14 protein-coding genes and 3 tRNA genes are annotated in these 20,049 nt (G+C 64.9%); 6 read left to right on the top strand and 11 right to left on the bottom strand.

Features of this window, described 5'->3' with window-relative positions:
* Positions 1 to 64 precede the first annotated feature (64 nt).
* Positions 65 to 892 carry an MBL fold metallo-hydrolase gene (locus FBX97_RS07085; RefSeq protein WP_141829854.1) on the top strand — a complete coding sequence of 276 codons (828 nt, stop codon included), beginning with the start codon at positions 65 to 67 and terminating at the stop codon, positions 890 to 892.
* A gap of 74 nt (positions 893 to 966) precedes the next feature.
* Here the strand turns inward: FBX97_RS07085 and FBX97_RS07080 are convergent, their stop codons facing one another.
* The 11 genes from FBX97_RS07080 to FBX97_RS07030 form a co-directional block, all read right to left on the bottom strand.
* Positions 967 to 2,889, bottom strand: a complete 1,923-nt coding sequence (locus tag FBX97_RS07080; RefSeq protein ID WP_141829852.1) for a SurA N-terminal domain-containing protein — start codon at positions 2,887 to 2,889, stop codon at positions 967 to 969.
* 120 nt (positions 2,890 to 3,009) lie between these two features.
* A tRNA-Asp gene (locus tag FBX97_RS07075) sits at positions 3,010 to 3,086 on the bottom strand.
* Between the two features lie 56 nt (positions 3,087 to 3,142).
* Positions 3,143 to 3,219, bottom strand: a tRNA-Asp gene (locus tag FBX97_RS07070).
* Positions 3,220 to 3,268: 49 nt separating this feature from the next.
* Positions 3,269 to 3,541: an HU family DNA-binding protein gene (locus FBX97_RS07065; RefSeq protein WP_141829851.1), complete on the bottom strand. Its 273-nt coding sequence runs from the start codon at positions 3,539 to 3,541 to the stop codon at positions 3,269 to 3,271.
* Between the two features lie 204 nt (positions 3,542 to 3,745).
* Positions 3,746 to 6,151 carry an endopeptidase La gene (gene lon, locus FBX97_RS07060; protein WP_141829849.1) on the bottom strand — a complete coding sequence of 802 codons (2,406 nt, stop codon included), beginning with the start codon at positions 6,149 to 6,151 and terminating at the stop codon, positions 3,746 to 3,748.
* Positions 6,152 to 6,419: 268 nt separating this feature from the next.
* Positions 6,420 to 7,688, bottom strand: coding sequence for an ATP-dependent Clp protease ATP-binding subunit ClpX (gene clpX / locus FBX97_RS07055; protein ID WP_141829847.1), 1,269 nt, complete (start codon positions 7,686 to 7,688; stop codon positions 6,420 to 6,422).
* A gap of 157 nt (positions 7,689 to 7,845) precedes the next feature.
* Positions 7,846 to 8,463 (bottom strand): ATP-dependent Clp endopeptidase proteolytic subunit ClpP, encoded by a 618-nt coding sequence (clpP, locus tag FBX97_RS07050; RefSeq protein ID WP_185748496.1) that lies wholly within the window; start codon positions 8,461 to 8,463, stop codon positions 7,846 to 7,848.
* A 112-nt stretch (positions 8,464 to 8,575) separates the two neighbouring features.
* The gene (gene tig / locus FBX97_RS07045; RefSeq protein WP_141829844.1) at positions 8,576 to 9,916 is read right to left on the bottom strand and encodes a trigger factor; all 1,341 of its coding nucleotides are present in this window, start codon (positions 9,914 to 9,916) and stop codon (positions 8,576 to 8,578) included.
* A gap of 31 nt (positions 9,917 to 9,947) precedes the next feature.
* Positions 9,948 to 10,034: transfer RNA gene (locus tag FBX97_RS07040), tRNA-Leu, on the bottom strand.
* Between the two features lie 361 nt (positions 10,035 to 10,395).
* Positions 10,396 to 13,482: an efflux RND transporter permease subunit gene (locus tag FBX97_RS07035; RefSeq protein ID WP_141829842.1), complete on the bottom strand. Its 3,087-nt coding sequence runs from the start codon at positions 13,480 to 13,482 to the stop codon at positions 10,396 to 10,398.
* A complete protein-coding gene (locus FBX97_RS07030; protein WP_185748495.1) occupies positions 13,479 to 15,059 on the bottom strand; it encodes an efflux RND transporter periplasmic adaptor subunit in 1,581 nt (526 codons plus the stop codon). Before FBX97_RS07030 ends, FBX97_RS07035 begins: the two co-directional genes overlap by 4 nt.
* 116 nt (positions 15,060 to 15,175) lie before the next feature.
* Between FBX97_RS07030 and hpnC the strand changes: the two genes are divergently transcribed.
* From hpnC to FBX97_RS07005, 5 genes are all read left to right on the top strand, one after another.
* A complete protein-coding gene (gene hpnC / locus FBX97_RS07025) occupies positions 15,176 to 15,985 on the top strand; it encodes a squalene synthase HpnC (RefSeq protein WP_141829840.1) in 810 nt (269 codons plus the stop codon).
* 92 nt (positions 15,986 to 16,077) lie between these two features.
* Positions 16,078 to 16,917 carry a presqualene diphosphate synthase HpnD gene (hpnD, locus tag FBX97_RS07020; RefSeq protein ID WP_141829839.1) on the top strand — a complete coding sequence of 280 codons (840 nt, stop codon included), beginning with the start codon at positions 16,078 to 16,080 and terminating at the stop codon, positions 16,915 to 16,917.
* Positions 16,904 to 18,259: a hydroxysqualene dehydroxylase HpnE gene (gene hpnE, locus FBX97_RS07015; RefSeq protein WP_141829837.1), complete on the top strand. Its 1,356-nt coding sequence runs from the start codon at positions 16,904 to 16,906 to the stop codon at positions 18,257 to 18,259. The genes hpnD and hpnE overlap by 14 nt, the downstream gene beginning before the upstream one ends.
* A gap of 124 nt (positions 18,260 to 18,383) precedes the next feature.
* Complete coding sequence (locus tag FBX97_RS07010; protein ID WP_141829835.1) at positions 18,384 to 19,217, top strand: DUF1700 domain-containing protein; 834 nt, start codon at positions 18,384 to 18,386, stop codon at positions 19,215 to 19,217.
* A 7-nt stretch (positions 19,218 to 19,224) separates the two neighbouring features.
* Entirely contained in the window at positions 19,225 to 20,034 is an 810-nt protein-coding gene (locus FBX97_RS07005; RefSeq protein WP_141829833.1) for a head GIN domain-containing protein, read from the top strand.
* Positions 20,035 to 20,049: the final 15 nt, after the last annotated feature.

Genomic DNA, 20,049 nt, shown 5'->3' with positions numbered 1-20,049 from the left:
TGCGCCCGCGCCTGGCCCGCCACCGTAAGATGTGGCTCTCGACGCCAGAGACGGAGCGACACCCATGGAGGCATTCATCTGCACCACCTGCGGCACGCAATACGCGCCGGCGGACCGGCCGCCGCCGGCGTGCCGCATCTGCGCCGACAGCCGCCAGTACGTGCCGGCCGGCGGCCAGCACTGGACCACGCTGGGCGAACTGCGGCACAGCCACCAGAATTATTACCGCCGCCTGGCGCCCGGGCTGTACGCGATCGCCACCCAGCCAAAGGCCGGCATCGGCCAGCGCGCCCTGCTGTTGCGCACGCCAGGGGGCAACGTGCTGTGGGACTGCATCTCCGTGCTCGACGACGCCACGCGCGACATCATCGACGCCTTCGGCGGCCTGGCCGCGATCGCCATCTCGCACCCGCATTACTACACGACGATGGTGGAATGGGCACATGCTTTCGACTGCCCGGTGTGGCTGCACGAGGACGACCGCGCATGGGTGATGCGTCCGGACCCGCTGCTGCGTTTCTGGTCCGGCGACACGACGCCCCTCGAGGACATCCCCGGCAAGCCGAGCCTGGTGCGCCTGGGCGGACACTTCGAAGGGGGTACGGTGCTGCACTGGCCCGATGGCGCGGACGGACGCGGCGCGCTGCTCAGCGGCGATATCCTGCAGGTGACGCCCGGCCGCAGCCACGTGTCCTTCATGTGGAGCTACCCGAACTACCTGCCGCTGCCGGCGTCCACGGTGCGGCGCATGGAAGCTCGCCTCAGGCCGTTCGGCTTCGATGCCGTGTACGGCGCGTTCTGGGATGCGGAGATCACGGAAGGCGGCAGGACCGCGGTGGACGCGTCGTTCCGGCGCTACCTGTCGCTGCTGGAGCGCGGCACCCTCGAGTGAACCGGCTGCATCCGCCATGGAAAAAAAGCCCGGGCCGCTTGCGCGGGCCGGGCTTTCTGGCGTAGACGTGATGCTTACTGATCCTGCTTCACGCCCAGGTCGGCCGATTTGACGTTGATCTTGGCCTTGGCCTTGTGCTTCAGCGCCTCCACGAAACCGTAGGTCTCGCCGCCGCCGACCGCATTCGCGATCTGCTCGGCTTCCTGCTGGCGGCGTGCGGTGTCCGGCTGGGCCGGCTGCGACACCTTGGCGATGCGGTACACGCCATAGCCCTGGCCCGGCAGCTCGACGCCGACGTAGGCCGGCAGCTTGCTGGTGTCGGCCTTGAGGACGGCCAGCGCGGCGGTCTGGTTGATCGTCGGCTCCTTGGTGCGCGACACGACCTTGACGTCGCCGAAGCCGCTGGCGTCGCCCGAGGCCCTGGCGGCGGCCAGCTTGGCCTCGCCGGCCTGGCGTGCCAGGCGGGTGGCTTCTTCCTGGGTCACGCGCTGGCGGATGATGCCTTCGACTTCGGCGAACGGACGCTTGGACGCCGGCTTGGAGGCCACCACGCGGCCTGCCACCAGGGTGCTCGGTGCCACTTCGACGGCTTCGGTGTTGCGCTTGTTGGTCAGCGCGTCGCTCGAGAAGATCGCCTTCAGGAACTTGTCGTTGTTGACCGGCGAGGTGCCCAGTGCCGGGTTCGGCGTGCGGGTCAGGCCGTCGACGGTCTGGATGGTCAGGCCCAGCTTGTCGGCCACCGGCTTCAGGCTGTCGGCCTGCTCATACACGGTGTTCGAGAAGGTCTCGGCCAGTTCCGAATACTTCGACGACATCTTGGTCTTCTTCAGCTCGGCCGCGATTTCCGGCTTGGCATCGTCCAGGCTCTTCTGCGTGGCCGGGGTCAGCTTGGTCAGCTTGATGATGTGGTAGCCGAAATCCGAGCGCACCAGGCCGCTGATTGCGCCGTCCTTCAGGCTGTAGATCGTGTCTTCGACCTGCTTGGCCGGGAACACGCCGCGCTCGATGTTGCCGAGGTCGCCGCCCAGCTCGGCCGAACCCGGGTCCTGCGACTGGGCCTTGGCGATCTTCGCGAAGTCGGCCGGGTTCTTGCGCACTTCGTCCAGGATGGCTTGTGCCTTGGCCTTGGCGGCGGCATCGTCGGCCGGCTTGGCGCCCGCCGGTGCGTTGATGAGGATGTGGCTGGCGCTGCGCTTTTCCGGGGTAGTAAAGCGGGCCTTGTTCTTGTTGTAGGCGTCGGCGATCTCGGCGTCCGAGACGGTCACCGATTTCTCGACCGCGTCGGCATTGAACACGACGTATTCGGCCTTGACGGTTTCCGGCACCTGGAACAGGGCGGCGTTCTTGTCGTAGAAGGCTTTCAGCATGTCGTCGGTAACTTTCACCTGGCCGACGAAGTTCGCGGCCGGGAACAGCTGCTCCTGGACTTCGCGTTCCTGGTCGTTGATGTCCGACAGGCGGTTCGACACGGTGCGCGGCGCGAAGGCGGTCTGCTGGATCGAGCCGACCAGCTGCTGTACGGCCATGTCGTGGCGCATGCGGGCGTTGAACTGCTGCTCGTTCATGCCCTGGGCGGCGATCGCGGCGTAGTAGCCTTCCTTGTCGAAGCTGCCGTCCGGCTTGCGGAACTGCTGGATGTCGGAGATGGCCTTGACCAGCACGGCGTCGCTGACGGTGAGGTTGCTGCGCGCGACTTCGGCGTTGATGGCGCGTTCGGCCACCAGGTTATCGAGGATCGCCTGTTTCGCTTCCGGCGTGTCGAACAGTTTCTGGTCGAACTGGGCGCCCATCATCTGGCGCGCCTGATCGATCTGGCGGCGCTGCGCGTTTTCCCACTCCTGCTGGGTGATCTTTTTCCCGTCCACGGTCGCCACACCATCGCTGCTGCCGCCGCGGTCCTGGTAACTGCTGACGCCGACCAGTACGAAGGACGGCAGGATCAGCAGCAGCAGCAGGATCTGCATGACACGCTGGTGAGTACGGATAAATTCAAACATGGTCAGCCAATCAAGGTTGAAGATGCATTACAAAAAAGCTACGAGAGGGACAAAAAAAAAGGCGAACTAGCGTTCGCCTTTTTTCAGCCGCGCCTGAAGGGCGACACATCTCATACATTCTGGCGGAGCGGACGGGGCTCGAACCCGCGACCCCCGGCGTGACAGGCCGGTATTCTAACCAACTGAACTACCGCTCCAAATTCGTGTATTTCGCAAACCGCTGCATCCAGCCAGACATCGGCACTGGGATTCGTGGCGGAGCGGACGGGGCTCGAACCCGCGACCCCCGGCGTGACAGGCCGGTATTCTAACCAACTGAACTACCGCTCCACGAAATACTGGGCACTACCTACCTCTGCGTGTCAGCGCAGAAGAGGCATTAGTTTACTGCATCTTTCAGTGCTTTACCAGCCTTAAATTTCGGGACCTTGGCTGCCTTGATCTTGATGGCTTCCTTGGTGCGCGGGTCGCGGCCGGTGCGGGCAGCGCGTTCGCCGACCGTGAAAGTGCCGAAGCCGACCAGGGTCACGCTGTCATTGTTCTTCAGGGTGTTGGTCACCGCTTCGATCATCGCATCGAGGGCACGCGCCGCAGAAGCTTTGGTCAGGTCCGCGGACTTCGCGATTTCTTCGATCAATTCAGTTTTGTTCACTCTTTTCCCTCATTTACGTTCCCGGCTTGCAAGGCGACGGGCGCCGGCAAAACCGCAAGCGCGTATTAGACAAGGGCGTGATGCTCCATGTCAAGCAAGTATGGTACCGTGAGGCAACAAATTAGAAGAACCACTCGACTGCAGCGTACGCAGGCAAGAAAAAAGCGCCCGCGAGGGGCGCTTTTCAGAGTGGAACCGGCAGGATCAGTGCTTGACCACGCCGCCCTGCCCTTCGGCAGCCGCGGCCACCGGGGCTGCCACGGCCGGGACGTCGACCAAGGCTTCCGGCTGGCGTTCCAGGGCAACTTCCAGCACTTTCTCGATCCAGCGTACCGGCACGATCTCGAGCTTGTTCTTGACGTTGTCCGGGATGTCGGCCAGGTCCTTCACGTTCTGCTCGGGGATCAGCACGGTCTTGATGCCACCGCGTTGCGCCGCCAGCAGTTTTTCCTTCAGGCCGCCGATCGGCAGGACTTCGCCGCGCAGCGTGATCTCGCCGGTCATGGCGACATCGGCACGGACCGGAATGCCGGTGAACACCGACACCAGCGCGGTCGTCATCGCGATACCGGCGGACGGACCGTCCTTCGGCGTCGCGCCTTCCGGCACGTGGATGTGGATGTCGGTCTTCTCGAACACCTCGTTCTTGATGCCCAGGCGGTTCGCACGCGAGCGCACCACGGTACGGGCAGCTTCGATCGATTCCTTCATCACGTCGCCCAGCGTACCGGTACGGATCACGGCGCCCTTGCCCGGCACCTGCACGGCTTCGATCGTCAGCAGGTCGCCGCCGACTTCGGTCCATGCCAGTCCGACCACCTGGCCGATCTGGTTTTCCTTCTCGGCCACGCCGAAATCGTAGCGGCGCACACCCAGGTACTTGTCCAGGGTCTTGGCATTCACCACGACGCGCTTGTTGTCCTTCTTGAGCAGCAGCATCTTGACGACCTTGCGGCAGATCTTCGAGATTTCACGCTCGAGCGAACGCACGCCCGCTTCACGGGTGTAGTAGCGGATGATGTCGCGGATCGCCGCTTCTTCGACCTTGATCTCTTCTTCCTTCAGGCCGTTCGCCTTGATCTGCTTCGGCAGCAGGTAGCGCTGGGCGATCGAGGTCTTCTCGTCTTCGGTGTAACCCGACAGGCGGATGACTTCCATCCGGTCCAGCAGTGCCGGCGGGATGTTGAAGGAGTTCGAGGTCGCCACGAACATCACGTCCGACAGGTCGAAGTCGACTTCGACGTAGTGGTCGCTGAAGGTGTGGTTCTGCGCCGGGTCCAGCACTTCCAGCAGTGCCGAGGACGGGTCGCCGCGGAAGTCCGCACCCATTTTATCGATCTCGTCGAGCAGGAACAGCGGGTTGCGCACGCCGACTTTCGACAGCGATTGCAGCACCTTGCCCGGCATCGAGCCGATGTAGGTACGACGGTGGCCGCGGATCTCGGCCTCGTCGCGCACGCCGCCGAGCGCCATGCGCACGTACTTGCGGCCGGTTGCGCGGGCAATCGATTCGCCCAGCGAGGTCTTGCCCACGCCCGGAGGACCGACGAAGCACAGGATCGGCGCCTTCAGTTTTTCGACGCGTTGCTGCACCGCGAGGTACTCGAGGATGCGTTCCTTGATCTTGTCCAGGCCGTAGTGGTCGGACTCGAGCACTTCAGCGGCCTTTTCCAGGTCGATCGTGACCTTGGACTTTTTCTTCCAAGGCAAGCCGACCAGGGTGTCGATGTAGTTGCGCACGACCGTGGCTTCGGCCGACATCGGCGACATCATCTTCAGCTTCTTGATCTCGCCCATCGCCTTTTCGAGGGCTTCCTTCGGCATCTTGGCCGCGATCACCTTCTTCTCGAGCTCTTCGATGTCGGCACCGTCTTCGCCTTCACCCAGCTCTTTCTGGATCGCCTTGACCTGCTCGTTCAGGTAGTACTCGCGCTGCGATTTCTCCATCTGGCGCTTGACGCGGCCACGGATGCGCTTTTCGACCTGCAGGATGTCGAGTTCGCCTTCCAGCTGGCCGAGCAGGTGCTCGAGGCGCTTGGCGACGTTGAAGATCTCGAGGATCACCTGCTTCTGCTCGAGCTTGAGCGGCAGGTGGGCGGCAACGGTGTCGGCCAGGCGGCCGGCATCGTCGATACCGGCCAGCGATGCCAGGATCTCGGGCGGAATCTTCTTGTTCAGTTTGACGTACTGGTCGAACTGCTGGACGATCGCACGGCGCATCGCTTCGACTTCCGAGTCGTCGCCGATTTCCGAATTGATCGGGGTCAGGTCAGCCACGAAATGGCTCGGACCGTCGCTGATGTGATTGATACGGGCACGCTGTGCGCCTTCGACCAGCACCTTCACGGTACCGTCGGGCAGCTTCAGCATTTGCAGGATATTGGCCACGCAGCCGATCTCGTAGATGTCTGCGGCCGAAGGTTCGTCCTTGGCAGCTGCTTTTTGCGCAGCGAGCATGATGCTCTTGCCCTGTTCCATCGCGGCTTCCAGAGCCTTGATGGATTTCGGGCGGCCGACGAACAGAGGTATCACCATATGAGGGAACACCACCACGTCGCGCAATGGCAAGAGGGGCAGCGTCGTTTGCTCGGTAAATTTAGTAGTCGTCATGGCATACCTTATAGAAAGCGTGAAGAGGATGTTGGGCGCCCACCCTCGATTCACAAGACCGGCCAAAAAAATTTTTCCTGATGAAAAATTTGTTAACTTGGGTTTGACTATAGCCGATTCGACAAAAGCGTGCTTTTTGAATGAAAAAGCCACTCTGCAACGAAAGTCGCGAGTGGCTTTTTACTGCATTCCCCGCTGATATCGAGATTGATTGTACCGACTCGACCGCAGGTTTCAAGCGTGTTTGAGGCTTTTACGTCAGGAAATATTAATTTTCCCCAGAAACTTTTGGCGTTTCGCTATAGATCAGCAAAGGTTTCGCGCCATTCGTGATCGTATTTTCATCAATCACGACTTTCACCACGTTTTGCTGGCTCGGCAGTTCATACATCACGTCCAGCAGCGCGTGCTCCAGGATCGAACGCAGGCCGCGCGCGCCGGTCTTGCGTGCCAGTGCCTTCTTGGCAATCGCATGCAGGGCCGCCGGGCGGATTTCGAGTTCCGCGCCTTCCATCTCGAGCAGCTTGGAGTACTGCTTGATCAGGGCGTTCTTCGGCTCGATCAGGATCTGGATCAGCGCTTCCTCGGTCAACTCGCTCAGCGCGGCGACCACCGGCAGGCGGCCGACCAGCTCGGGAATCAGGCCGAACTTGATCAGGTCTTCCGGCTCGGCTTCCAGCAGCACGTCGCTGTTGGAGCGCTCGCTCGGGCTCTTGACGCTGGCCGCGAAGCCGATGCCGCTCTTTTCCGAACGGTTCTGGATCACTTTCGCCAGGCCGTCGAAGGCGCCGCCGCAGATGAACATGATATTGGTCGTGTCGATCTGCACGAAGTCCTGGTTCGGGTGCTTGCGCCCGCCCTGCGGCGGTACCGAGGCCATGGTGCCTTCGATCAGCTTCAGCAGTGCCTGCTGCACGCCTTCGCCGGACACGTCGCGCGTGATCGACGGATTGTCGGACTTGCGCGAAATCTTGTCGATCTCGTCGATGTAGACGATGCCGCGCTGCGCCTTCTCGACTTCGTAGTTGCAGCTCTGCAGCAGTTTCTGGATGATGTTCTCGACGTCCTCGCCGACATAGCCGGCTTCCGTCAGCGTGGTCGCGTCGGCGATCACGAACGGGACGTTGAGCATGCGCGCCAGGGTCTGGGCCAGCAGCGTCTTGCCGGAGCCGGTGGGACCGACCAGCAGGATGTTGCTCTTGGCCAGCTCGACCTCGTCCTTCTTGCCGAGGTGCTTGAGGCGCTTGTAGTGATTGTATACAGCGACCGACAGAATGCGCTTGGCCGTCTGCTGGCCGATCACGTATTGATCCAGCAGCTCGCTGATCTCGTGCGGCGTCGGCAGGTCGGACTTGGCGCCCGCCACCGTTTCGACGTTCGAGGTCTCATCGCGGATGATGTCGTTGCACAGGTCGATGCATTCGTCGCAGATGAAGACCGAAGGTCCCGCGATCAGCTTCTTGACCTCGTGCTGGCTCTTGCCGCAGAACGAGCAGTACAGGAGTTTTTCGCCGCTTGAGGATTTTTTGTCAGACATGGGGCAGGTTTCTGTTGAATTGCAATGAATATAACGCTAATACAGGGGCGCAACAAGTGCACACATCTCCATGCTACTCGATTTGAAAATAAAACGCCCGAACCGCTGTCGCGACCGGGCGTTTTGAGCAACAATCGGGCGTTACTATTTACCTTGATTATGCACGGCTGGTCAGCACCCGGTCGATCAGTCCGTATTCGACGGATTCCTCGGCGGACATGAAGCGGTCGCGGTCGGTATCCTTGTGGATCTGCTCGATGGTCTGGCCGGTGTTGTCGGCCATGATGCGCGCCAGGCGCTCGCGCAGGTACAGGATTTCCTTGGCCTGGATCTCGATGTCCGACGCCATGCCCTGCGAACCGCCGGACGGCTGGTGGATCATGACGCGCGAATTCGGCAGCGAGAAACGCTTGCCCTTGGCGCCGGCAGCCAGCAGGAAGGCGCCCATCGATGCGGCCAGGCCGGTGCACAGGGTCGACACGTCCGGTTTGATGAAGTTCATGGTGTCGAAGATCGCCAGACCGGCCGAGACCGATCCACCCGGCGAGTTGATGTACAGCGAGATGTCCTTGTCCGGATTCTCGCTTTCCAGGAACAGCAGCTGGGCCACGATCAGGTTGGCCATCTGGTCGTTGACAGGACCGACCAGGAAAATCACGCGCTCTTTCAGCAGGCGCGAGTAGATATCGTAGGCGCGCTCGCCACGACCGCTCTGCTCGATCACCATCGGTACGAGGCCGAGGGCTTGGGTATCCAATGCGGGATTATGATTCATACCTGTCACTATCCTTGTATAAAGTTACGGGACGCCGCCGCCGGTGCGGCGCTAAGCGCGGCACCGGCGGCGGCTCCTTGCAGTCGAGCGTCAAGGAACTTGCGTCAAGCAATTAGGCTTGAGCGTTGCTTCCCATCAGTTCGTCAAAGGCGATGTCTTTCGCAGTCACCTTTGCCTTGCCAAGTACGTAGTTAACGACGTTTTCTTCCAATACAAGAGCTTCGACTTCGCTCAGGCGGCGACGATCGCTATAGTAGTACTTCAGGACTTCTTTCGGGTCTTCGTAGCTTTGCGCGAAGTCTTCGATCTGCGCTTTCACCTGGTCCTGGGTGGCTTGCAGGTTGTTGTCGCCCACCAGCTGCGACAGGATCAGGCCCAGGCGCACGCGGCGCTCGGCCTTGGTCGCGAACAGGTCGGCCGGGAACGGCAGGCTCTTGACGTCCATGCCGCGGCCAGCCATGTCCTGGCGGGTCTGCTCGGCCAGGCGCTCGGAATCCTGGGCAACCATCACTTGCGGCACGTCCATTTCGGTGTGCTTGACCAGCGCGTCCATCACGGCTTCCTTGTTGCGGGCCTTGATGCGGGCGTTGACTTCACGCTCCAGGTTGACCTTGATGTCTTCGCGCATTTTTTCGACGCTGCCGTCTTCGATGCCCAGCGACTTGGCGAACTCTTCGTCGATCGCCGGCAGGTGCGCCCATTCCAGGTTCTTCAGGGTGATGGTGAACTCGGCAGTCTTGCCGGCCACGTCCTTGCCGTGGTAGTCCTCAGGGAAGGCCAGCGGGAAGGTCTTGCTTTCGCCGACTTTCAGGCCGACCGTCGCGGCTTCGAATTCCGGCAGCATGCGGCCTTCGCCCAGCACGAAGGCGTAGTCGTCAGCCTTGCCGCCCGGGAACTCGACGCCGTCGATCACACCGGTGAAGTCCACGGTCACGCGGTCGCCGTTGGCAGCGACGGCTTCGCCGCCGTCGCCGTGTTCGCCGGCTTCGCCCTTGGTGTGGAAGTGCACGCGCTGCTTGCGCAGGATGTCGATGGTCTTGTCGATCTCGGCGTCGCTGACCTCGGCCTTGACGGTTTCGACCTCGATGCCGGCCAGGTCAGGCAGGGCGACTTCCGGGTAGACTTCGAAGGTCGCGTCGAAGGCCAGCATGCCTTCCGGTGCATCTTGCTTCGGTTCGATTTTCGGCATGCCGGCGACGCGCAGCTGGGCTTCGGTCGCTGCCTGGTTGAAGGCCGCGCCGACGCGGTCGTTCAGCACGTCGGACTCGATCTGGTAGCCGTACTGGGCAGCGACCATCTTGAGCGGCACTTTGCCCGGACGGAAGCCGGGTGCGCGTGCGGTCTTGGCCTGCTGCTTGAGGCGCTTTTCAACTTCCGTACGAACGTCGCTCAGCGGAAAAGAGAGAGTCAAGCGACGCTCGAGTTTACCCAGGTTTTCGACTGCAGTTGCCATTGTAAAAATCGTCCAAAAAAATAATTATTCGTGGTGCGAGGAGGGGGACTCGAACCCCCACACCATTGCTGGCGTCAGGACCTAAACCTGGTGCGTCTACCAATTTCGCCATCCTCGCGCAGGATTGCATCTTGCCACAAAAACAAAGGGCGCCCGACATACACCCGGCCGCCCTGCATTCCTATAAGAAGCTCGCAAACCTACTGCGCGTTGCATTTTTGGACTGCGATGCTCGCTGTACCTTCGTACAGCTGCGCTTCTCCTCCAAAACTGCGGCCGCTCGCTACGGTTTTCGAGCTTCTAGTTGTTTAGGGGCTACAACTTCAACCCGATATTTTACTGGATTTTCTGACAGCATTGGATGATTTTTAAATCGTGCAATGCCGCTCAGTTAATCGCTTTTTATCGCTGAGATTTTTCTGCGTTATATCAGATACTTAGCTTGCACGCGTGGACGGCGCAGCCGTCCACACTACCTGTCAAACCGGCTTTTTTACGCGGAACCAGGCTGCGTACAGGGCCGGCAAGAACAGCAGCGTGAGCGCCGTCGCCACCAGCAAGCCACCCATGATCGCCACCGCCATCGGCCCCCAGAACACCGAGCGCGACAGTGGAATCATGGCCAGCGCCGCCGCGGCCGCGGTCAGCAGGATCGGGCGGCAGCGCCGCACCGCCGCTTCGACGATCGCATCCCAGGCCGGCACGCCGGCGGCGATATCGGTTTCGATCTGGTCGACCAGGATCACCGAATTACGGATGATCATGCCGAACAGGGCGATCACGCCCAGGTTGGCGACGAAGCCGAACGGCCGGCCCAGCGCCAGCAGCGCCATCGCCGCCCCGGCCACGCCCAGCGGCCCGGTCAGGAACACCAGCAGCGAGCGCGAGAAGCTGTGCAGCTGCAGCATCAACAGGGTGAACACCAGGAACAGCACCAGCGGCACGTTGGCCGAGATCGAGGCTTCCGCTTCGGCACTGTCGGCGGCCGCGCCTTCCTGCTGGATGCGGTAGCCGGCCGGCAGCATCTTGCGCAGCCCGGCCAGGCGCTCGTCGACCTGGGTCGAGACGGTCGGCCCCTGGATGCCCTCCACCACGTCGGCCTGGACCATGATCGCCCACTCGCGCCACTCGCGCCACACCACGCCCGGCTCCCACACGAACTCGATCCGTGCCAGCTGCGACAGCGGCACCGGCTTGCCGGCGGCGGTAGCGACGTTGGTATTGGCCAGCACCGACATGGTCGAGCGCTCCTCGAGCGGCTGGCGCACCACGATGTCGATCAGGCGGTTGCTTTCCCTGAACTGGCCGATCGTGGTGCCCGACAGGACGGTGGCGACGGTGCGCCGCACTGCCTGCGAGGTCACGCCGAGCGCGCGCAGCTTGTCCTGGTCGAGATCGAGGCGCAGCACCTTGACCGCCTCGTTCCAGTTGTCGTTGACGCCGACCGTGTTCTGGTTGGCGCGCATCACGTCCTTGACCTGGTCGGCCACGCGCCGCACCACGGCGATGTCCGGTCCGGTGACGCGGAACTGCACCGGATACGGCACCGGCGGCCCGTTCGGCAGCAGCTTCACGCGCCCGCGCACTTCCGGGAAATCGTCCTTGAACACTTGCCGGATCTTGCGCAGCAGCGTCTCGCGCCCCGCCAGGGTCTTCGGCAGCACCACGAACTGCGACACGTTCGAGGCCGGGAAGATCTGGTCCAGCGGCAGGTAGAAGCGCGGGCTGCCGGTGCCGATATAGCTGGTGACGCTCTCCAGCTCCGGCTGGCGGCGCACGAAGGCTTCGAATTTCTTGGCCAGCGCCTCGTTGACGGCGAAGCTGGTGCCTTCCGGCGTCCACATCTCGACCATCAGCTCGGGGCGGCTGGAATCCGGGAAGAACTGCTTTTCGATGAACCTGAAGCCGAACACGCCGAGCGCGAACACCGCCAGCGACAGCACGATCGTGGTCATGCGCCATTCCACGCACCAGTTGACCAGGCGGCGGAAGCGCTGGTACGCCGGCGAATCGAACACGTCGTGGTGCGAGGCTTCGCCCGCGGCATGCGGCTGCACGCGCAGCAGCACGAAGCCGATGTAGGGCGTGAAGGTCACCGCCACCACCCACGACACGATCAGCGCGATCGCATTCACCGAGAACATCGAGAAGGTGTATTCGCCGGCGGTGGACCTGGCCAGGCCGATCGGCAGGAAGCCGGCCGCCGTGATCAGGGTCCCGGTCAGCATCGGGAAGGCGGTCGAGGTGTAGGCGAAGGTGGCCGCCTCGAAACGCGACATGCCCTCTTCCATCTTGCGCACCATCATCTCGACGGCGATGATGGCATCGTCCACCAGCAGACCCAGTGCGATGATCAGCGCCCCCAGCGACACCTTGTGCAGCGAGATATCGAAGATCCGCATGAACATGAAGGTAATCGCCAGCACCAGCGGGATGGTCAGCGCCACCACCAGGCCGGGACGCACGTCCAGGCGCAGCTTCGGTTTTGAATGCAAACCCAGCGCCACGAAGGACACCAGCAGCACGATCACCACTGCTTCCACCAGCGTGTGCATGAATTCGCTCACCGAGGCCGTCACCGCGGCCGGCTGGTTCGACACCCGCTCCAGCTCGATACCGACCGGCAGCTGGGCGCGGATGCGCGCCACCGTCTGTTCCAGCCCCTCGCCCAGCTGGATGATGTTGCCGCCCTTTTCCATCGACACGCCCAGGCCGATCACTTCCTTGCCGTTGAAGCGCATCTTGTCGCGCGGCGGGTCCTGGTAGGCACGCTCCACCTTCGCGAAGTCGCCGAGCCGGAAGGTGGTGCCGTTGGCGCGCAGGCTCAGGTCTTCCAGGTCCTTCGGGGTCTTGAGGCCGCCGCTCACGCGCACCTGCAGGTTCTCGCCCGGCGTCACCAGCACGCCCGAGGCCTCGATGCCGTTCTGGGTCGCGATCTGGTTGACGATGGTGTCCATCGGCACGCCGAGCTGGGCGAACTTCTGCTGCGAGAACAGGATGTTCAGCTTTTCTTCCTGCACACCGAACTGCTCGACCTTGGCCACCAGCGGCACGGCCAGCAGCTGCTGGCGCACGAAGTCGGCATAGTCGCGCATCTCGGCATAGGTGAACCCATCGCCGGACAGCGCGAAGATCGAGCCGTAGGTATCGCCGAATTCGTCGTTGAAGAACGGACCGACCACGCCGGCCGGCAGCGTCGCCGCGATGTCGCCGACCTTCTTGCGCACCTGGTACCAGGTCGGCGGCACGTCCTTCGGCGCGGTCGATTCCTTCAGCTCCAGGATGACGGTGGTTTCGCCGGGCTTGGAAAAGCTCGAGATCTTGTCGATCGACGGGGTTTCCTGCAGCTTGCGCTCGAGTTTATCCGTCACCTGCTGCGCCATCTGCACCGCGGTGGCGCCCGGCCAGTAAGCCGTCAGCACCATGATGCGGAAGGTGAACGGCGGATCCTCGTCCTGGCCGAGCACGTTGTAGCTGAGGATGCCGCCGATCAGCAGCGCGGCGATCAGGTAGCGCGTGAGCGGGATGTGTTCCAGCGCCCAGCGCGACAGGTTGAAACCCCTCATTTAGCCGCTCCCGCACTGGCGTGCTTGCGGCCGTGCGCTGCAGCGGTCTTGTTCGAGGTCTTGTCGCTACGCTTTTTGGCGTGCTCGCCGGTTTTCTTTTTCACGTCTTTACGGGCTTCCCTTTTCGCTTCCTTGCGGCTTTCCTTGCGCGCCGCCTTGTGCTCGGGCCTGGCGGCCGGCTTCGCAGCCGCGTGCGCGGGCTCCGGTGCCGGCGCCTTGGCCAGGACCGCCGCCCCGGCACCGACGGCCGCAGCCCCGGCCACCGCCGCGGCGGCAGCCGGTACGGCCACCGGCGCCGCTGCAGGTGCCGCTGCTGCCGACTGCACGCCCGCCCCGGCCGGCGGCGCACCAAGCGCAGCCTGCCCGCCGGGCGCGCCCGCTTCCGCGCCATGCTCCGCGCCATGCTCCGCGCCGTGCTCCGTCGTCGCGCCCTTACCGCCATGCGCCTCCGACTTGCCCGCGGCCTCGGCCTCGGCATCCGCGCGGCGCGCCACGTCGGCGGTCAGGATCTTGACCCGCTGGCCGTCGCGCAGCAGGTTCACGCCGGCCGTCACCACCACCTGGCCGGCCTGCACGCCGCCCGCCAGCACCACGTCGTTGCCGGCCACGCCGCCGACCTGCACCGGGCGCAGGCGCACCACCCCGTCGTCCACGACCCAGACCGAAGTCACGCCCTTGTCCTGGTACAGTGCCGAGGTCGGCACGCGCAGCTGCGACGCATTGGGCCCGGCCGCGCGGTGCAGCAGCTGGACCACCGCCGTCATCCCCAGGCGCACGTCCTCGCGCGCCGGCATCGCGACCTTGACCGTGTAAGTGCGCGTGGCCGGATCGGCCATCGGCGACACTTCGCGGATGCGTCCCGCGATGCTGGCGTTGGGGTCGGCCCACAGCTTGACCTTGACCTCGCTCACCTTGCGCAAGGCCTCGACCTGGTCTTCCGGCACGCCGATCACGACTTCCTTCTCGTCGGTGCGCGCGACCCGCACCACCGGGGTACCGGCGGCGACCACCTGGCCGACCTCGGCGTCGATCGCGGTCACCACGCCATCCGTATCCGACACCAGGGTGGCATAGCCGGCCTGGTTGCTCTGCTCGCGCAGCGCGGCGCGGCTCGATTCCACTGTCGCCTGGCTGGAGCGCGCCGCCGCCACTTTCTCGTCGAGCACGGCCTGGCTGACGAAATTCTGGGCGCGCAAGCCCTGGTAGCGCTTGAGTTCCGCCTGGGCCAGCTCGGACGTGGTCTCGGCCGCGCGCAAGGCCGCCTGGGCCTGGGCCTGGCCGAGGCGCAAGTCTTGCGGATCGAGCTGCATCAGGACCGTCCCGCGCGTCACGACGCTGCCGACATCGACCTTGCGCGCGCTGATCTTGCCGCCGACGCGAAAGCCCAGGCGCGATTCGTAACGCGGGCGCACATCGCCCGAAAACTCGGCGCTGCTGCCCACGGCGGCGGCGGCCAGCGTGAGGGTGCGCACCGGACGCACCTCGGGGGCCGGCGGCGCCGGCTTGGAACAGGCGGACAACAAGGCGGACAACAGCAGGGGCAGCAAAATGGGCAGCGCCAGGGAACGGCGGGACAAGCAGGATTCGCGGACGGGCACGGTGTCTTCCTCTGTAGCCCGGGCCGGATGCCCAGGCAATTCTGATTTTTTAATTTAAGCAATTATAATCATGCAAACATCACACCGCATCCCCCATGGCTGTCGATCACTACGAAAACTTTCCCGTTGCCTCGATCCTGCTGCCGCGCCGCCTGCGGCCGGCGGTGGAAGCGATCTACGCCTTCGCGCGCAGCGCCGACGACATCGCCGACGAGGGCGATGCTCGCCCCGAGGAGCGGCTGGCGGCCTTGGGCGCCTATGACGCCGCGCTCGACGCCATCGCGGCCGGCACGCCCCCGCAGGACCCGCTGTTCGCGCGCCTGGCCGCGGTCGTTGCCGCTTACCGGCTCGACCTGCAGCCCTTGCGCAACCTGCTGAGCGCCTTCCGCCAGGACGTGACGACCGTCCGCTACGCCGATTTCGCCGCCCTGCTCGACTATTGCCGCCGTTCGGCCGACCCGGTCGGGCGCCTGATGCTGGCCCTGTACGGCGTGGCCGACCCGCTCAGCCTGCGCCAGTCGGATGCCGTCTGCAGCGCACTGCAGCTGATCAATTTTTGGCAGGACGTGGCGATCGACATCGAAAAAGGCCGCATCTACCTGCCGCTGGACGACTTGCAGCGCTTCGGCGTGGGCGAAGCCGACATCCGCGCCGGCCGCCGGGGCCCGGCCTGGACCGCACTGATGCGCTTCGAGGTGGAGCGGGCGCGCGCCCTGATGCTGGAAGGCGCCCCGCTGGCCACCCGCCTGCCGGGCCGCGTCGGCTGGGAACTGCGGATGGTGGTGCAGGGCGGCCTGCGCATCCTGGAAGCGATCGAACGGGTCGACTACGACGTGTTCGCGCGCCGTCCCAAGCTGGGACGGCTGGATTGGCTGGCGGTCGGCTGGCGCGCCATCAAAATGTAGAGACTGGCTGTAAATCCCCCGCATTGCCCTCATCTGGGGGCCTATCAGAGATAGAATAGCGGACTTGCTCCAGGAATTTGCATTTTTATAATATGTCTCCCGACGAATACTGCCAACAAAAGACCGTCCAAAGCGGCTCCAGCTTTTATTACAGCTTCCTGTTCCTGCCGCCCGAACGCCGGCGTGCGATCACGGCGCTGTATGCATTCTGCCGGGAAGTCGACGACACCGTCGACGAAGCCAGCGACGGTTCGCTGGCGCGCATCAAGCTGGCCTGGTGGCGCAATGAGGTGGCGAGCATGTATGCCGCGGACGGCACGCCGACCCACCCGGTGATGCTGGCGCTGCGCCCGCACATCGCCATCTACGACCTCAAGCAGGAACACCTGCAGGCCATCATCGACGGCATGGAGATGGACCTCGACCAGTCGCGCTACCTCGACTACCCGGGCCTGCGCAAATACTGCTGGCACGTGGCCGGCGTGGTCGGCATCCTGTCGGCCAGCATCTTCGGCGTGACCGATCCGAAGACCCTCGCGTATGCGGAAAAGCTGGGCCTGGCCTTCCAGCTGACCAACATCATCCGCGACGTCGGCGAGGATGCGAGAAAGGGCCGCATCTACCTGCCTGTCAACGAGCTGCAGCAGTTCGGCGTCACCGCGGCCGACCTGCTCAACGCACGCCACAGCGAGAAGTTCGAGGCGCTGATGAAGTTCCAGACCGACCGCGCCCAGGCCTGCTACGACGAAGCCCTGGCGCTGCTGCCGAAGCAGGACCGGCGCGCCCAGCGTCCCGGCCTGATGATGGCGGCGATCTACCGCACGCTGCTCGACGAGATCGAGCGCGACGGTTTCCACGTGCTGACGCAGCGGATTTCGCTGACGCCGCTGCGCAAGCTGTGGCTGGCGTGGAAAACCTATGTCCGCAACTAGGAAGGCGGCGCCATCGCGCTCGGTCGCGGTGATCGGCGGCGGCTGGGCCGGCTGCGCCGCCGCCGTCGCCCTGGCCGACGCCGGCCATGCTGTGACCCTGTACGAAGCCGCGCGCACCCTCGGCGGCCGCGCACGGGCCGTCGACGCCCACGGCCGCCGGCTCGACAACGGCCAGCACATCATGCTGGGCGCCTACGACCGGACCCTGGGCCTGCTGCGCCGGGTCGGCATCAAGCCGCGCGAGGCCCTGCTGCGCCTGCCTTTGCAGATGCGCTACCCGCCGGGCCGCGGCCTGATGGATTTCGTCGCCCCGCCGCTGCCGGCGCCGCTGCACATGCTGGCGGCGCTGCTGCGCGCGCGCGGCCTCACGGGCGCCGACAAGATGGCGCTGGCGCGCTTTTCGACCAGCGCGCGCTGGATGGGTTGGCAGCTGCACAACGATTGCAGCGTGGCCGAACTGCTGGAACGCTTCGACCAGACCCCGAACCTGATCCGCCAGATGTGGCGCCCGCTGTGCCTGGCGGCGCTGAACACCGCGCCCGAGCACGCTTCCAGCCAGGTATTCCTGGCGGTGCTGCGCGACAGCCTCGGCGCCAAGCGGGCGGCGTCCGACATGTTGCTGCCGCGCCTGCTGCTCGACGGGCTGTTTCCGGACGCCGCGCGCCGCCATATCGAAAATGGCGGCGGCCGCGTGCTGACGGCGGCCCGCGTCGACGCCCTGGCCCGGGACGACGACGGCCGCTGGCGCGTGACGACGTCCGGCGGCTGCGTCAAGTTCGACGGCGTGGTACTGGCGACCGCGCCGTGGCAGGCGGCCGGCTTCGTGCGCGCCCTGCCCGGCCTCGACGCCCTCGCCAGCCAGCTCGACGCCTTCGACTACGAACCGATTTCCACGGTCTACCTGCAATACGACCCGGCGCTGCGCCTGCCACTGCCCTTCTGCGCGCTGCTGGACGAGCCGGAACGCGGCCACTGGGGCCAGTTCGTGTTCGACCGCGGGCAACTGGACGCAGGCCAGAACGGCTTGCTGGCGGTGGTGATCAGCGGCGCTTCCGGGGCCGCGGAGCTCGAGCGCGGCCAGCTGGCGGCCCAGGTCGCGGCCCAGCTGGCGGACGCCTTCGGCTTGCCGGCGCTGGCCGCGCCGGCGTGGCACCAGGTGATCACCGAAAAGCGCGCCACCTTCAGCTGCAGGCCGGCCCTGGCCCGGCCCGGCAACGATACCGGCATCAAGGGACTGGCGCTGGCCGGCGACTACACCGCCTGCGACTACCCGGCAACGCTGGAATCGGCGGTGCGCAGCGGCCTGGCGGCGGCCGCGGCGCTGGACGGCATCGCGGCTTGAACTTGCGCCCATCGGCCCTGGCGGCGCCCTGCCCCGCGTATCCTGCAGACTGTCGCACGGCGCTGGCGCGGCCGGGCCGTACGGCGTAGTCTGGCAGCATCGAATACTGTATTACGGAACTCCGATGGGAAAACTGGAATACCTCGACGCGCTCAAGCGTGCGATGCTGGGCCTGACGCCCGAGGTCCAGGCCAGGACCCTGGCCTATTACGAGCAGCGCTTCGTCGACGCCGCCAACCTCGGGCGCAGCGAAGAGGACGTCGCACGCGAACTCGACGAGCCGAAAAAGATCGCGATGACGCTGCGCGCCAACACGCACCTGGACGCGCTCACCGCCGCGGCCGACACCAACGCCAACGCCCGGGGCAGCGGAGACAACCCGCAAAAGAAGGCGCCGGCCAACCTGCCCCGCATGATCGTGTCGGCGGCAGGCCTGGCCATCTTCAATTTGTTCATGATCGTCCCGGCGATCGTCTATTCGGCATTGCTGTTCGCCCTGTACGTGTGCGCGCTGGCCTTGTATGTGGGCGGCATCATGACCACCGCCAGCGGCCTGGCCGGCACCAACGAGCTGGTGCTCGACTGGCCGGCCCGCTACATGACGGTCGATCCGGACAGCCGCGGCGAGCGCCAGACCCGCATCACCATCGGCGCCGGCGACATCCAGGTGACCCAGGACAGCCCGCGCGGCGCCGCGGATGCCGGCCCGGACGACGAAGGCAGCAGCCGGCGCGAGCGTTCGCGCGTGCTGCGCGGCGCCGAAGCCGTCACCGACGGCTCGCTGCGCATCAGCACCGAGATGGATGCCGAATCGCGCACCACCCAGACCGCGGTCGGCCTGGGCATGGTGATCGGCGGGATCGCCCTGTTCCTGGTCTCGCTGGTGGTCACCCGCTTTACCCTCGTCGGCCTGAAGCGCTACTTCCAGATGAACCGTTCCCTTCTCGCCGGACACTGAGGCCACCATGCGCGCATTGCTCAAGACCGGCTTCGTCCTGCTGCTGATCGCCTTCGGCCTGATCGGCGTTTCCTACACCGTGCTGCGGGCCCAGGGCACGAGCGGCACCTCGCCTCCCGGCAGCCGCCTGCTCGCCACCGACAAGCGCACGCTGGACGCCCAGATCACCGCCGTCGAACTGAGCGGCCCGATCAACCTGACCCTGCGCCAGGGTCCGGAACCGGCGCTGGAAGTACGCGGCGAACAGCGCCTGCTGGCCAACATCGGCACCACCGTGGAAGGCCGCACCCTGCACATCGGCCCGCGCGGCATCCTGCTGCGCCACCGCCAGCCGATCGAGGTCACGCTGACGCTGCCGGCACTGGACACCCTGCACGTCAACGGCAGCGGCGACGCCAATGCCAGCGGCTTCGCCGGCGAACGCCTCGACCTCGGCCTGGGCGGCAGCGGCACCGTGCGCTTCAATGGCCGCTACCTCGAGAACATCGTCGCCCTGAACGGCAGCGGCGACCTCGAACTCACCGGCGGCAGCAGCGAGCGCGTGAAGGCCGAGAGCGTCGGCTCCGGCAACCTGACCCTGGTCGGCGCCACGCGCGAACTGGAGGCCGAGCTGCAGGGCTCGGGCGAACTGGACGCGCGCCACCTGCGCGCCGAACAGGTCCGCCTGGCGCACACCGGTTCCGGCACCAGCGCGGTGTATGCCAGCCGCGAAGCCAGACTGGAACTGGCCGGCAGCGGCGAGTCGACCGTGTACGGCAATCCGGAGCGGCGCGAGGTCAGCCGCCACGGCAGCGCCAGCGTCAGTTTCCACGACTGAAACAAATTGTCGCGA

It is taken from the genome of Herbaspirillum sp. SJZ107 (assembly GCF_006715485.1).
In the GTDB taxonomy this organism is placed as follows: Bacteria; Pseudomonadota; Gammaproteobacteria; order Burkholderiales; family Burkholderiaceae_D; genus Telluria.
This window is presented reverse-complemented; position numbering and strand designations above follow the sequence as displayed.